Below are 13,963 nucleotides of genomic sequence, written 5' to 3' on the forward strand. Positions count from 1 at the left end.
TCCCATCGGAATGGGGAGGAAGGTTTGAGAAGAGATCATGAAACTGCTGGTTCCCGTCAAACGGGAGAATCGCATCGTCCTGGGCGTGGCGTTCTTCGTCGCCTTCGTCGCGCTCTGGTCCCTGATCACCTGGACCGGGGCCGTCCCGAAGCACTTCCTCGCCTCTCCCTGGCAGACGCTGGTTTCCGGGTGGAGCCTCTTCGCCACCCAGGGTTTCAGCTACGACGTCGGCATGACCATCTGGCGCGTCGTCGGCGGCTTCGTGCTTGCCGCCATCATTGCCGTGCCGCTCGGCATCGCGATGGGCGTCTACAAGCCGATCGAAGCCTTCTTCGAGCCCTTCGTTTCCTTTGCGCGCTATCTGCCGGCCTCGGCCTTCATCCCGCTGCTGATCCTGTGGGTCGGAATCGGCGAGGCGCAGAAACTCACCGTCATCTTCATCGGCTGCTTCTTCCAGCTCACCCTCATGATCACCATGATCGTCGCCGGCACGCGCCGCGACCTGGTGGAAGCGGCCTATACGCTCGGCAGCAAGGACACCGGCGTGATCCGCCGGGTCGTCCTGCCCGGCGCCGCGCCCGACATCGCCGAGGCGCTGCGTCAGGTGCTGGGACTGGGCTGGACCTACATCATCGTCGCCGAGCTGATCGGCGCCTCCTCGGGCATCGGCCATATGATCACCGACAGCCAGGCGCTGATGGCGACCGACCACATCATCGCGGGCATCGTGGTGATCGGCCTGGTCGGCCTGCTCTCGGACCTGGCCTTCAAGAAGGTGAACCAGTACCTCTTCGCGTGGAGCCTGCTGCGATGAGCCGGCTGTCGATCCGTGGCGTTTCCAAGATCTTTCCCGGCCACAAGCGCAACGTACCGCCGACGCAGGCTCTGCTGCCGGTCGACCTCGAGGTCGGCGACAACGATTTCATTACCGTGCTGGGTCCGTCGGGCTGCGGCAAGTCCACCCTGCTGCGGCTGGTCGCCGGGCTCGAGACGCCGACGACAGGCGAGATCAACCTCGACGGCACGAATATCGTGGGCGCTGGTGCCGACCGCGGCGTCGTGTTCCAGAGCTACACGCTCTTCCCGTGGCTGAACGTGCGCCAGAACATCTGCTTCGGGCTGCGCGAAAAGGGCATGAAGCTCTCGGAGCAGCGCGAGATCAGCGACCGCTTCATCGCCCAGGTCGGCCTGCGCGGCTTCGAGGATCATTTTCCCAAGCAGCTCTCGGGCGGCATGCAGCAGAGGGTGGCGATCGCCCGCGCGCTGGCCAATGATCCCAAGATCCTGCTGCTCGACGAACCGTTCGGTGCGCTCGACAACCAGACGCGCGTCCTGATGCAGGAGCTGCTGCTCGGCATCTGGGAGCAGGCGCAGAAGACGGTGATGTTCATCACCCATGACATCGACGAGGCGATCTTCATGGCCAGCCGCGTCGTCGTGTTCAGCGCCCGCCCGGGCCGCATCAAGACCGAGCTGACCGTCGACCTGCCCCATCCCCGGCACTACACGGTCAAGACGACGCCTGAGTTCATGGCGCTGAAGGCCCGCCTCACCGAGGAGATCCGGGTCGAAGCCATCGCTGCGGATCACTGAGGGGCCGATGGAACCGACCGCGCTCTACCAGCAGGTCGAGGACTACATCGTGCGCCACATCCAGGACGGATCCTGGCCGCCCGGCCACCGCCTGCCCTCGGAGCATGAGCTGGTGAGCCGGTTCGGCATGTCGCGCATGACGGTCAACCGCGCCCTTCGGGACCTCGTCCAGCAGGGACGGATCGTGCGGGTTGCGGGCGTCGGCAGCTTTGTCGCCGAGGACAAGCCGCAATCGACCCTGCTGCACATCGCCAGCATCGCCCGCGAAGTCCGCCAGCGCGGACACGACTATCGCTGCGCCTTGCTCTCGGCCGAGCGGGTCGCAGCCCCCGGCGACATCGCCGCCTGGCTTGACCTGCGCTCGGGCCAGTCGGTCTTTCACTCGGTGTGCCTTCACCTCGAGAACGAGGTCCCGGTGCAGTTCGAGGACCGCTACGTCAACCCGCAGGTGGTGCCGGGCTTCCTGGAGCAGGATTTCAACGTTATCCCGCCGGGTGAGTATCTGGTGCAGAACGTGCCGTTCGACGAGATCGAGCATGTCGTCGATGCCGTCCTGCCGACGCCCGAGCAGGCAAACTGCCTGCAGATCGATCCGGCAGAGCCCTGCCTGATGCTGACCCGCCGTACCTGGACGCGCACGAAGCCGGTCACGATGGTGCGATGCCTGCACCCCTCATCGCGGTACAGGCTGGGCTGCCGCTTCGACGCGGTGGGAAATCAGAGATTCGGCTGATCGGCCCTGGTGGCCGTGAACGCAGCCCAGGAGCGTGAGGCCCGTTGCGCCCAGAGCGCTCGCTTCAGAGCGGCTTCGAGCCGTTCGCGGGCGGCCTTTTCGGCCGGTTCTTCGGGGCGGAGATCATCGCGGGGCATATTGGACAAATGCCAGCCCCGCAAAAAAGTTGCGTTACAAGATCATGTCGACCTGAGTTTCATCCCCGGCGGCGGCGCGGCGGCTTCCGGATCGACGGCGCGGATCACATAGGCGTGGGCTTCGGGCTCGTACTTGGCCCAAAGCCCGGCGAGTTCGGCGATAGGTTGAGCATGATCGTCGACCCTCAGATCGACATAGGGAAAGGACTCCCGGTCGACGACGAGCAAGGCCGCCGAGGTCACCGGCTGGAATTCACCGCCCGCCGCTTCGCCCGCCGCGAGCGCATCGATCAGGCGGCGCGCCAATGGCTTATCCGGCGAAGCCTCGAAAGCGGTCACCATGGCCTGCGGCAGCGACGCGGAGCGCACGATGTTGGCGATGGCGGCGCAATCCTTGCCTTGCGCCTCGCCGCGCTCGGCCCGGACATTGGCGCCGGAATAGACGGCGGTGCGGCCGGCGGCATCGATCAGCGCCAGTTGCCGCCAATGCCGATGTGGCGTCGCCGCAACCACGGCCTGCATGGCTTCCGGCGCCGAGAAGCCATGAGCCAGCAAGTCGAGCGCCAACGGCCCCAGCCTGGGATCGGTCCGATGCTGGGTCAGCGCCGCCCCAATGCCCGCCCGTGCATGTGAACAGCGCGAGCCGACCGAGATCGACGAGGTGGTGACGACAGCACCCAGCATGCCGGTGCGAGCACAGCGTCCGACGAGCGAGAAGGTCATGCTCGACTCCCTGAGACCTAAAGACTGGGCAGATTGAGGCCCTTCTCGCGCGCGCAGTCGATGGCTTCCTGGTAACCCGCGTCGGCATGGCGCATGACGCCGGTCGCCGGGTCATTCCACAGCACGCGCTCGACGCGCTTGGCCGCTTCCGGCGTGCCGTCGCAGACGATCACCATGCCGGCATGCTGGGAAAAGCCCATGCCGACGCCGCCGCCATGATGCAACGACACCCAGGTCGCGCCCGAGGCGCAGTTGAGCAGTGCGTTCAGCAGGGGCCAGTCGGACACGGCATCGGAGCCGTCGCGCATACCCTCGGTCTCGCGGTTGGGGCTGGCGACCGAGCCCGAGTCGAGATGATCGCGGCCGATCACGATCGGCGCCTTGAGCTCGCCCTTCGCCACCATCTCGTTGAAGGCGAGGCCGAGGCGATGACGGTCGCCCAGCCCGACCCAGCAGATGCGCGCCGGCAGGCCCTGGAACTTGATGCGTGTCCTGGCCATGTCGAGCCAGTTGTGGAGATGCTTGTTGTCCGGCAGCAGCTCCTTCACCTTCGCGTCGGTGCGGTAGATGTCCTCGGGATCGCCAGACAGCGCGGCCCAGCGGAACGGCCCGACGCCGCGACAAAAAAGTGGACGGATGTAGGCCGGCACGAAGCCCGGGAAGCTGAACGCGTCGGCCACGCCCTCCTCCAGCGCCATCTGGCGGATGTTGTTGCCGTAGTCGACCGTGGGTACGCCGAGTTTGTGGAACTCGAGCATGGCGCGCACGTGACCGGCCATCGACTGCTTCGCGGCCTTGGCCACGCCGGCGGGATCGCTGGTGCGCCTGGCTTCCCAGTCCGCCAGGGTCCAGCCCTTGGGCAGGTAGCCGTTCACCGGATCGTGGGCCGAGGTCTGGTCGGTCACGCAGTCGGGCCGCACGCCGCGCCGCAGCAGCTCGGGCAGGATTTCGGCGGCGTTGCCCAGCAGGCCGACCGAGACGGCCTTCTTCTCGGCCACCGCCTTGCCGATGATCGCCAGCGCATCGTCGAGATCCTTGGCCTGGACGTCGAGATAGCCGGTGCGCAGGCGGAACTCGATGCTGCTGGGACGGCACTCGATCGCGAGACAGGAGGCGCCGGCCATCGTGGCGGCCAGGGTCTGCGCGCCGCCCATGCCGCCCAGGCCGGCGGTCAGGATCCAGCGACCGGCGAGGCTGCCGCCGTAATGCTGGCGCGCCATCTCGACGAAGGTCTCGTAGGTGCCCTGAACGATGCCCTGGCTGCCGATGTAGATCCACGAGCCGGCCGTCATCTGGCCGTACATCATCAGTCCCTTGCGATCGAGTTCGTTGAAATGCTCCCAGGTCGCCCAGCGCGGCACGAGGTTGGAGTTGGCGATCAGCACGCGCGGCGCATCGGCGTGGGTGCGGAACACGCCGACCGGCTTGCCCGACTGGACCAGCAGCGTCTCGTCGGCTTCGAGCTTGCGAAGCGAGGCCACGATGCGGTCGAAGCTCTCCCAGTCGCGCGCCGCCCGGCCGATGCCGCCATAGACGACGAGCTCGCCTGGCTTCTCGGCGACGTCGGGATCGACGTTGTTCATCAGCATGCGCAGCGGCGCCTCGGTGAGCCAGCTCTTGGCCGTGAGCTCGGTGCCGTGCGGCGCCCGGACGGTGCGGGCATTGTCGATGCGATTCATGGTGTCTCCTGGAGTGCGGGCAGGAAGCCGGGGCCGACGGTGGCGACAATGACCCCGCTTGCGACGAGAGAAGTGGCCTTCTCCATGTCGGGATGGAAGTGACGGTCGTCCTCGAGATGCGGCACCTCGCGGCGCAGCAGGGTACGCACCGCCTCGAGCGGCGGGCTGGAAGCCAGCGGCCGGTGGAAGTCGCAGCCCTGTGCCGCCGCCAGCAACTCAATGCCGATCACGGAGGAGAGGTTGGCCGCCATGTCGAGCAGGCGTCGCGCGCCATGCGCGGCCATCGAGACATGGTCTTCCTGGTTGGCCGAGGTCGGGATCGAATCGACGCTGGCGGGATGGGCGCGCTGCTTGTTCTCCGAAACCAATGCCGCCGCCGTCACCTGCGGGATCATGAAGCCCGAGTTGAGGCCGGGCCGCGGCGTCAGGAAGGCCGGCAGGCCCGACAGCGCCGGATCGACCAGCATGGCGATGCGGCGTTCGGCCAGCGAGCCGATCTCGCACAGCGCCAGCGCGATCATGTCGGCGGCGAAGGCCACCGGCTCGGCGTGAAAATTGCCGCCGGACAGCGCCTCTTCGGGATCGGTGAAGATCAGCGGATTGTCGGTGACGCCGTTGGCCTCTGTTTCCAGGGTCGCTGCCGCCTGGCGCAGGATGTCGAGCACGGCGCCCATGACCTGCGGCTGGCAGCGCAGGCAGTAGGGATCCTGCACCCGCTCGTCGCCCACCAGATGCGACGCGCGGATCGCCGAGCCCGCCATCAGGCCGCGCAACGCCTCCGCCGTCGCGATCTGGCCGCGGTGGCGCCGCAACAGGTGGATGCGCGGATCGAACGGCGCATCCGAACCGCGTGCCGCGTCGGTCGAGAGCGCACCGGTGACCAGCGCCGCGCCGTAGAGGTTCTCGGCCTCGAACAGGCCGGCCAGCGCATAGGCGGTCGAGAACTGCGTGCCATTCAGCAGCGCGAGCCCTTCCTTGGCGCCCAGCACCAGCGGCTTCAGTCCGAGATCACCCAGCGCCTTTGCAGCGGGGACCACTTCACCTTCGACGATGAACGAGCCGACGCCGATCATCGCCGCGCTCATATGGGCGAGCGGCGCGAGATCGCCCGAGGCGCCGACCGAGCCCTGGCAGGGCACGACGGGGGTCAGCCCCTCGGCCAGCAGCGTTTCCAGCAGCCGCACCGTCGCGGGTTGCACGCCCGACGCACCCTGCGACAAGCTGCCGAGCTTCAACGCCATCATCAGGCGCACGACAGGCACGGGCATCGGCGCGCCGACGCCGGCGGCGTGGCTGAGCACGATGTTGCGCTGAAGGGTTTGCAGATCGGCTTCTTCGATTCGGACACTGGCCAGCTTTCCGAAGCCGGTGTTGATGCCGTAGACGGGCTGGTGCCTGGCAAGGATGGACGACACGGCCCGCGCCGACTTCTCGATCACTTCGTAAGCAGCGGGATCGAGGCTCACCGCGGCGCCGCGATAGATGTCGCGCCAGGCCGCCAGCGGAACGGTTCCGGGCGTGATCACGATCGCCTTCATCTGCCTCTCCACACTCGCGCATGCAGCGGATTGAAGCCCATGCGGTAGACCAGCTCGGCCGGCCGCTCGATGTCCCAGATGGCGAGATCGCACGACTTGCCGGCTTCCAGCGTGCCGACATCGTCGAGACAGCCCAGAGCGCGCGCCGCCTCGCGCGTCACGCCGGCCACGCATTCGTCGACCGTGAGCCGGAACAAGGTGGCGCCCATGTTCATCGCCAGCAGCAGCGACGTGAGCGGCGACGTGCCGGGATTGCTGTCGGACGCCAGCGCGATCTTCACGCCGTGTTGCCGCAGCAGCTCGACCGGCGGCTTGTGCGTCTCGCGCACGAAATAGAACGCGCCGGGCAGCAGCACGGCGACGGTGCCGGCTTGGGCTAGCGCCTTCACGCCCGTTTCGTCGACATGCTCCAGATGATCGGCCGAGAGCGCACCATAGCGGGCCGCCAGGCTCGCGCCGTGCAGGTTGGAAAGCTGCTCGGCATGAAGCTTTACACGCAGCCCCTTCGCCTTCGCCGCCTCGAACACGCGCTCGATCTGCTGCGGCGTGAAGGCGATACCCTCGCAGAAGCCGTCGACCGCATCGGCCAGCCCCGCCCTGGCGACGGCTGGCAGCATCTCATCGCAGACGGAGGAAATGTAGGCATCCTTGTCGCCGTTCGCTTCCGGCGGCAGCGCGTGCGCGCCGAGGAAGGTCGTCTTGATCGAAAGCGGCCGTGCCTCGGCGATGCGGCGTGCCGCCCGCAACGACTTCAGCTCGGCGGCGAGGTCGAGCCCGTAGCCCGACTTGATCTCCATCGTCGTGACACCCTCGGCGATCAGCGCGTCGACCCGCGGCAGGGCGCTGGCGACCAGCGCCTCCTCGGTGGCCGCGCGGGTCGCCCGCATGGTCGAGACGATGCCGCCGCCCGCGCGCGCGATCTCCTCGTAGCTGGCCCCGGCCAGACGCAGCTCGAACTCGTGCGCGCGGTTGCCGCCATAGACGATGTGGGTGTGGCAATCGACCAGGCCCGGCGTGATCCAGCGGCCGGCGCAATCGATCGTCTCGGCGGCGTCGAGCAGCGGCGCATCGGTTGCCGCGCCAGCGAAGACGATGCGGCCGTCGCGCGCGGCGACGAGACCGTCTTCCACGAGGCCCAGCCCCTCGCCGGTCAGGGTGGCTAGGCGGGCGTTCTTCCAGAGGCGATCACATTGCATGCGGCTCTTATTATGACTATACATAATAATATGTCCAGAACCGCCCTCTGGTTCCGCTCCCTGCTCCTGCCCGACGGCTGGGCCGACGGCGTGCGCCTCGTCATCGTGGACGGCCGGATTGAAACCTTGATGAAGGACGCCCCTACCGAGACGGGGGACGAACGCCACGAAATCGGCCTGCCCGGCCTGCCCAACCTGCACAGCCACGCCTTCCAGCGCGGCATGGCGGGCCTCACCGAGCAGCGCGGCAGCACGGAGGACAGTTTCTGGACGTGGCGCGAGGCGATGTACCGCTTCGTCGACCATATGGGCCCCGACGAGGTCGAAGCGATCGCCGCACAGGCCTATGTGGAAATGCTCGAAAGCGGCTTCACCCGCGTCGGCGAGTTCCATTATGTGCATCACGATCCCGGCGGCGCGCCCTATGCGAACATCGCAGAGCTGGCGACGCGGATCGCCGCAGCGGCCGGCGAGACCGGGATCGGTCTGACGCTTCTTCCCGTCTTCTATCTCCACGCCGGCTTTGGCGGCTTGGCCGCAGCACCGGGCCAGCGGCGCTTCATCAACGATGTCGACCGTTACCGGAGGCTGATCGAGGCAAGCCGCACGGCTGTGTCGTCGCTGCCCGGAGCCGTGATCGGCATCGCGCCGCACAGTCTGCGCGCGGCGACGCCCGAGGAGATCGCGGAGATCCTGCCGCTCGCCAATAGTGGGCCCGTCCACATCCACGTCGCCGAACAGGTCAAGGAGGTCGAGGATTGCCTCGCCTGGTCCGGCAAGCGTCCGGTCGAGCTGCTGCTGGATCGCCTGCCGGTCGACGAACGCTGGTGCCTCGTCCACGCGACACATGTCACCGACGCCGAGAGCACCGGCATCGCCGCGCGTCGCGCGGTCGTAGGCCTCTGCCCCATCACCGAGGCCAATCTCGGCGACGGACTGTTTCCCGCGCAGTCCTTCATGGCGCGCGGCGGCCGGTTCGGCGTCGGGTCGGATTCCAACGTCCTGATCGATGCCGCCGAGGAGCTGCGTCTCCTCGAATATGGACAGCGCCTCGCCTTGCGCACGCGCAACGCCCTGGCCCGGGCTGCGACGCCCTCCGTGGGACGCACCCTGTTCGACGCGGCGCTTGCCGGTGGCGCCCAGGCGCTCGGAGCACCGTCCACGATCGCCGTCGGACAGTCCGCCGATCTGGTGAGCCTTAGAGCCGACGCCCCGGCGCTCGTGCATCGCCAACACGATCGGTGGCTCGATGGCTGGATCTTCGCAGGCGGACGCCAGACGGTGGACTGCGTCTGGCGGGCCGGTGCCAGGCTCGTGAGCGACGGCCGGCACATCCATCGCGAGGCGGTCGGCCGGCGCTACCGGCAGGCGCTGAACAAGGTGCTGCACGCTTCATGACGACCGCGCCCCAGTCGCTTCATCAGAAGATCCTCGGCGACCTGCAAGGCAAGATCCTCTCGGGCAAGCTGGCGCCCGGCGCCCGCATCGCCACCGAGCACGAGCTGGCCGAAGCCTACGACTGCTCGCGCATGACGGTGAGCAACGTGCTGGCCAAGCTGGCGCGCGCCGGCCTGGTCGAGCGCCGCCGCAAGGCCGGCACCTTCGTCACGCGGCCGCAATCGCAGGCGGCGGTCCTGGAAATCCACGACATCAAGGCGGAGGTGCTGGCGCTGGGCCAAGCCTATCGCTTCGAACTGGTTTCCCGCGACACAAGGCGAAGCACCGCAGCGGATCGCGAGCGCCTCGGGACCAGGTCGACCGGTCGGGTCGTCGATCTCGTCGTCCGCCATTTCGCCGACGACAGTGTCTTCTGCCTGGAAGAGCGTCTGATCAATGCAGAGGCAGTGCCTGAGGCGGCCCAAGAGCGCTTCGACGACATCGCCCCGGGACGGTGGCTGCTCGACAGTGTCCCCTGGACCGCGGCGGAGCATCGCATCGGCGCCAGCAGCGCCGGTAAGGAGCGGGCTGCACTCCTGTTGGTGGCCGCTACGACGGCCTGCCTGATCGTCGAACGCCGCACCTGGCGCGCCGCGGTGACCGTCACCCACGTCCGGCTCACCTATCCCGGCGATTCGCACCAGCTGGTCGCCCGTTTCACGCCCACATCCGTGTAACGCCGGCGGGAAATGGCCCGTATCCTGCTCCGGCGGCGCCAAGGAGCGTGACATATGTCGGAAAGTGGCTGGCAGGTCGGGATCGACATCGGAGGAACCTTCACCGATCTGGTGGCCCTGCTGCCGTCGACCGGCGACGTGCGCTCGATCAAGGTGCCGACCCAGCGCAACGATCCCGTCGCCAGCATCCGCGCCGCCCTCGCGGCCGCCGACCTCTCCGCAGAGGCCGTTGACGATCTCGTCCATGGGACGACGCTCGTCACCAATGCGATCGTCGAGGACAGGGTCGAGCCCGTCGCCCTGGTGGCAACCGCGGGCTTCGAGGATGTGCTCGATATCGGCCGGGCCGGGCGCCAGCATCTCTATCGGCTCGACCTGCCGCCGCGACGCGAGGCGCAGGTGCCGCCGGAACGACGCATCGCCCTGGCCGAGCGCATCGACTTCACCGGTGCTGCGGTCCTGACGCCCGACGCCACCGCGATCGACGCGGTGGTGATGCAGGCAAAGGCGATGCGCATCGAGAGCATCGCCGTGTCGCTGCTCCACGCCTATGCCAATGCCGACCATGAGCGCGCCGTCGGTGCCGCACTGGCAAAGGCCTTTCCCTTCGTCTCGCTATCGCACCAGGTCAATCCGGAGACGCGCGAATTCGAGCGCACGGCAACCACGGTCCTCAACGCCTCCGTCATGCCCATCGCGGCGCGCTACCTCGATCGCCTGCAACGCGACGTAACGGGCGCCCGGCTCCACGTGATGCATTCGGCCGGCGGCATGGCCTCGCCCGAGGCCGCTGCGAAGCGGCCGCTGTCGATGGCGCTGTCCGGCCCGGCGGGCGGCATCTCGGCGGCGGCCAGCGTCGCGTCATCACTCGACCTGGAGAAGGCGCTGACCTTCGACATGGGCGGCACGACGACCGACGTCTGCCTCATCCTGAACGGCGCGGCCGAGATCTCCACCGATTCCAAGCTCGCCGGCCGGCCGGTGCGACAGCCCATGGTCGCGGTCGAATCGATCGGCGCCGGCGGCGGATCGCTGGTGACGCTCGGGACTGGCGGCCTTTCCATTGGCCCGCAAAGCGCTGGTGCGGAGCCAGGCCCAGCCGCCTACGGGCGCGGCGGAACCTTGCCGACGGTCACCGACGCCAATGCGGTCCTGGGCTATCTCGATCCGACGCGACGCCTGGGCGGCGCCATCTCGCTCGACGTCGCCGCGGCCGAAGCCGCTCTCGCGCCGCTCGCCGCACGGCTGGGCGTCGGCATCGTCGAGCTGGCGCTGGGCGTGCAGCGCGTGGCCAACGCCGCGATGGTGCGGGCGCTGGCAAGGGTCACCGTGGAACGCGGCGTCGACGGGCGGCAATGCACGCTTCTCGCCTTCGGCGGCGCGGGGCCCATGCATGCCGTGGGCCTCGCGCGCGAATTCGGCATCGCCGAGATCGTGGTGCCGCGCTTCTCCTCGGGCTTCTCCGCCCTCGGCTGTATCGTCGCCGACATGAGCTACACGCAGCAGCAATCCGTGCGGATGCTGAACATCGGCTGGGAGGCGGCCCGCTTCACCGCGCTCCATGACGACATGCTCGCCACGTTGATGGCGCCGCTGCACAGCCACGGACATGGCGCCGACGAGATCGACGTGGAGCGCACCGCCCTCGTCCGCTATGTCGGCCAGAGCTACGCCGTCGAGGTGCCCTTCGCCCAGCCGCTCGACCTCGAACGCCTCGGCCGCGATTTCCGCCAGCGCCACCACGAGATCTACGGCTACGCGACCGAAGAGCATTGGGAGATGCAGAGCCTTCGGATGCGCGCCCTGGTCGCGCGACGCACGACCTTCGCGCCGCTCGGCATCCCGGGCGAAAGCGCCGTACCGACCTCGATCGCTCCCTGCTGGTTCGAGCCCAGCGCGCCGCATCAGACTCCGCGTTACGATCGCGACCGACTGCCGACCGGCACGCGCATCGCCGGACCGGCGATCGTCGAGGATGCCTGGTCGACCATCGTCGTACCGCCCGGTTACACGCTGAACCCGGATGCGATGGGCCATCTCTGGATTCGCGAGGATGCACGATGAGGAACAGCGTCGATCCCTTCACCGTCGAGGTGATCCGGCATGCGCTGACGGCCGCCGCCGAGGAGATGTCGTTCGTGGTCATGCGCTCGGCCCGCTCGCCCCTGCTGCGCGAGGCCGGCGACCTGTCGTCGGCCCTCACCGACCACAAGGGCGACCTGATCGCCCAGGGTCGCGACATTCCGATCCATCTCGGTGTCATGAGCTTCACGGTGAAGAAGTTCCTGGAACGCGTGCCGGCCGAGCGGCTGCGGCCGGGCGACGTGTGGTTCCTCAACCTGCCCGAGGTCGGCGGCAATCATCTGCCCGACGTGAAGGCGATTCGGCCGATCTTTCTCGAAGGCCGCCTCTTCGCTTTTGCCGTCAGCCTCGCCCATTGGGGCGACATTGGCGGCGCCTGGGCCGGCAGCTATTTCGCCGCCGCCACGGAGACCTGGCAGGAAGGCGTGCGGATCCCGCCGCTGCGCCTGTTCACCGCCGACGGTATCGACGAGGAGAAGCGCGACTTCCTGCTCGCCAACCTGCGCGGACCGGCCGAGCGCGAGGGCGACCTGATGGCCCAGATGGCCTCGACGCGTGCCGCCGAAGGACGGTTGCTGCGGCTGGGCGAGGAACATGGTGCCGCCACCCTGCGCGCCGCCCTGGACCGGCTCGACGATCTCTCGGAGGCGCAGATGCGGGAGGCGATCGCCGGCCTGCCCGATGGCATCTACGAGGGCGAGGATTTCCTCGACGATGACGGACCGGGCGGACAACCCGCGGCCATTCGTGTGCGGGTGGAGATCGCGGGCGAAACGGCGAAGTTCGATTTCTCCGGCACCGACGACGCCGTCGCGGGGCCGCTCAACACCACGCCGTTCGTGGCGATGGCGGCGGTCTACTATGCGATCAAGGCGGTGGCCGGCCCGGAGATCCAGCCCAATGGCGGCTGCTATCGTCCGCTGGAAATCCTCACCCGACCGGGCTCCATCCTCGAACCCGGCATCGACAAGCCGGTGGTCGGCGGCAACCACGAGACCTCGCAGCGCGCGGTCGACGCCATCATGCGGGCGTTCGAGAAGGCAGTCCCTGAGCGTCTGACCGCGGGCGGCTCGACCACCGCGGGCCTGCTGATCTTCGGCGGCACGCGGCGCGACGGCGCCATCGGCACCTTCTACGAGACACATGGCGGCGGCGAGGGCGCCCGCACGGACCGCGACGGGGCGCCGGTGGTGCGCGTCCACCTCACCAACACGATGAACACGCCGGCCGAGATCGTCGAATCGGAATACATGATCCGGGTTGACGAACAACGGCTGAGGCGCGGCTCCGGCGGCACGGGCCGTCATCGCGGCGGCGACGGCATGCGCCGTGCTTATACGGTGATGGAAGACGGGCTTTCACTCACCACCATGTTCGAACGGCGCGTGATCGCGCCCTACGGGCTGCAGGGCGGCGCCGACGGCGCGCCGTTCCGGGTGACGCTCCATCGCGCCGCGGGCGGCAGCCGCGAACTTTCGGGCAAGGAGAACCTCACCCTGGCCAAGGGCGACCGGGTGGTTATGGAAACGTCGGGCGGCGGCGGCTACGGCACGCCTGCCGGGGAGTGAAAAGATGACCTCCGTGAAAGAAGAGTTGCTGTTGCGGCGTGCCATCGACTGCCGCGTGTCGCGCATCTCGCCCGCCGATACCAACAAGTTCGCGATGCTGGTGGATCCGCTTTCCGACCGGACGCCCTTCGTCTCCGCCGTCGAAATCTTCGAGGTCGGCGGCAGGACACCGCCGCACTTCCATGCGACGGCGCACGAGATGTTCTACGTGCTGAGCGGGACCGGCTGCTGCCGCTGCGACGACGGCAGCGTCCGCGAGATCGCTCAGGGCGACGCGCTGGTGCTGCCGCCCGGCCGCGAGCATGTGATCGAGAACACCGGCGCCGAACGGCTCTATTGCCTCACGGTCATGGTGCCCAACGAAGGGTTTGCCGAGATGATCCGCAACGGCCAGCCGATGGCGCTGGACCAGACCGATCGCGCCGTCATTACTGGCCTTTAGGCTAGAGTCTCTTCGTCTTGAATTGCCAACATCCCTCATTCTGAGGAGCCGTGCGCAGCGCGGCGTCTCGAAGGATGGGCAAGAGACGCGGTGCGCGTGCCCACCCTTCGAGACGCGCTCCTGCGGAGCGCTCTTCAGGGTGAGGTTGTTCTTGAGAT

The 13,963-nt window shown here is 68.1% G+C and carries 12 protein-coding genes; 8 read left to right on the plus strand and 4 right to left on the minus strand.

All coding sequences use genetic code 11. The features are described 5' to 3' along the window. Positions 1-37 precede the first annotated feature (37 nt). Genes Q0Q48_RS13425 through hutC (Q0Q48_RS13435) form a run of 3 tightly spaced genes read left to right on the plus strand, consistent with a single transcriptional unit; the run spans position 38 to position 2,326 of the window. Positions 38-814 carry an ABC transporter permease gene (locus Q0Q48_RS13425; RefSeq protein WP_295138361.1) on the plus strand — a complete coding sequence of 259 codons (777 nt, stop codon included), beginning with the start codon at positions 38-40 and terminating at the stop codon, positions 812-814. Further along, on the plus strand, positions 811-1,593 hold the full coding sequence (locus tag Q0Q48_RS13430) for an ABC transporter ATP-binding protein (RefSeq protein ID WP_295138363.1): 783 nt from the start codon (positions 811-813) through the stop codon (positions 1,591-1,593). Before Q0Q48_RS13425 ends, Q0Q48_RS13430 begins: the two co-directional genes overlap by 4 nt. 7 nt (positions 1,594-1,600) lie before the next feature. Then, positions 1,601-2,326: a histidine utilization repressor gene (gene hutC, locus Q0Q48_RS13435; protein ID WP_295138365.1), complete on the plus strand. Its 726-nt coding sequence runs from the start codon at positions 1,601-1,603 to the stop codon at positions 2,324-2,326. A gap of 179 nt (positions 2,327-2,505) precedes the next feature. Here the strand turns inward: hutC (Q0Q48_RS13435) and Q0Q48_RS13440 are convergent, their stop codons facing one another. Genes Q0Q48_RS13440 through hutI form a run of 4 tightly spaced genes read right to left on the minus strand, consistent with a single transcriptional unit; the run spans position 2,506 to position 7,599 of the window. After that, positions 2,506-3,186, minus strand: coding sequence for a DUF1028 domain-containing protein (locus Q0Q48_RS13440; protein ID WP_295138367.1), 681 nt, complete (start codon positions 3,184-3,186; stop codon positions 2,506-2,508). 17 nt (positions 3,187-3,203) lie between these two features. After that, on the minus strand, positions 3,204-4,865 hold the full coding sequence (gene hutU / locus Q0Q48_RS13445) for a urocanate hydratase (protein ID WP_295138369.1): 1,662 nt from the start codon (positions 4,863-4,865) through the stop codon (positions 3,204-3,206). Continuing rightward, on the minus strand, positions 4,862-6,403 hold the full coding sequence (gene hutH, locus Q0Q48_RS13450) for a histidine ammonia-lyase (RefSeq protein WP_295138371.1): 1,542 nt from the start codon (positions 6,401-6,403) through the stop codon (positions 4,862-4,864). Before hutH ends, hutU begins: the two co-directional genes overlap by 4 nt. Continuing rightward, positions 6,400-7,599 carry an imidazolonepropionase gene (gene hutI / locus Q0Q48_RS13455; protein ID WP_295138373.1) on the minus strand — a complete coding sequence of 400 codons (1,200 nt, stop codon included), beginning with the start codon at positions 7,597-7,599 and terminating at the stop codon, positions 6,400-6,402. The genes hutH and hutI overlap by 4 nt, the downstream gene beginning before the upstream one ends. Before the next feature lie 30 nt (positions 7,600-7,629). On the opposite strand from hutI, the gene Q0Q48_RS13460 reads away from it, so the two are divergent. Genes Q0Q48_RS13460 through Q0Q48_RS13480 form a run of 5 tightly spaced genes read left to right on the plus strand, consistent with a single transcriptional unit; the run spans position 7,630 to position 13,805 of the window. Further along, complete coding sequence (locus tag Q0Q48_RS13460; RefSeq protein ID WP_295138375.1) at positions 7,630-8,997, plus strand: formimidoylglutamate deiminase; 1,368 nt, start codon at positions 7,630-7,632, stop codon at positions 8,995-8,997. After that, positions 8,994-9,713: a histidine utilization repressor gene (gene hutC / locus Q0Q48_RS13465; protein ID WP_295138377.1), complete on the plus strand. Its 720-nt coding sequence runs from the start codon at positions 8,994-8,996 to the stop codon at positions 9,711-9,713. The genes Q0Q48_RS13460 and hutC (Q0Q48_RS13465) overlap by 4 nt, the downstream gene beginning before the upstream one ends. A gap of 54 nt (positions 9,714-9,767) precedes the next feature. Next, entirely contained in the window at positions 9,768-11,777 is a 2,010-nt protein-coding gene (locus Q0Q48_RS13470; RefSeq protein WP_295138379.1) for a hydantoinase/oxoprolinase family protein, read from the plus strand. Next, positions 11,774-13,363: a hydantoinase B/oxoprolinase family protein gene (locus Q0Q48_RS13475; protein ID WP_295138381.1), complete on the plus strand. Its 1,590-nt coding sequence runs from the start codon at positions 11,774-11,776 to the stop codon at positions 13,361-13,363. Before Q0Q48_RS13470 ends, Q0Q48_RS13475 begins: the two co-directional genes overlap by 4 nt. 4 nt (positions 13,364-13,367) lie before the next feature. Then, positions 13,368-13,805, plus strand: a complete 438-nt coding sequence (locus tag Q0Q48_RS13480) for a cupin domain-containing protein (protein ID WP_295138382.1) — start codon at positions 13,368-13,370, stop codon at positions 13,803-13,805. Positions 13,806-13,963: the final 158 nt, after the last annotated feature.

The organism is uncultured Reyranella sp., assembly GCF_945957355.1.
Classification (GTDB): Bacteria; Pseudomonadota; Alphaproteobacteria; order Reyranellales; family Reyranellaceae; genus Reyranella.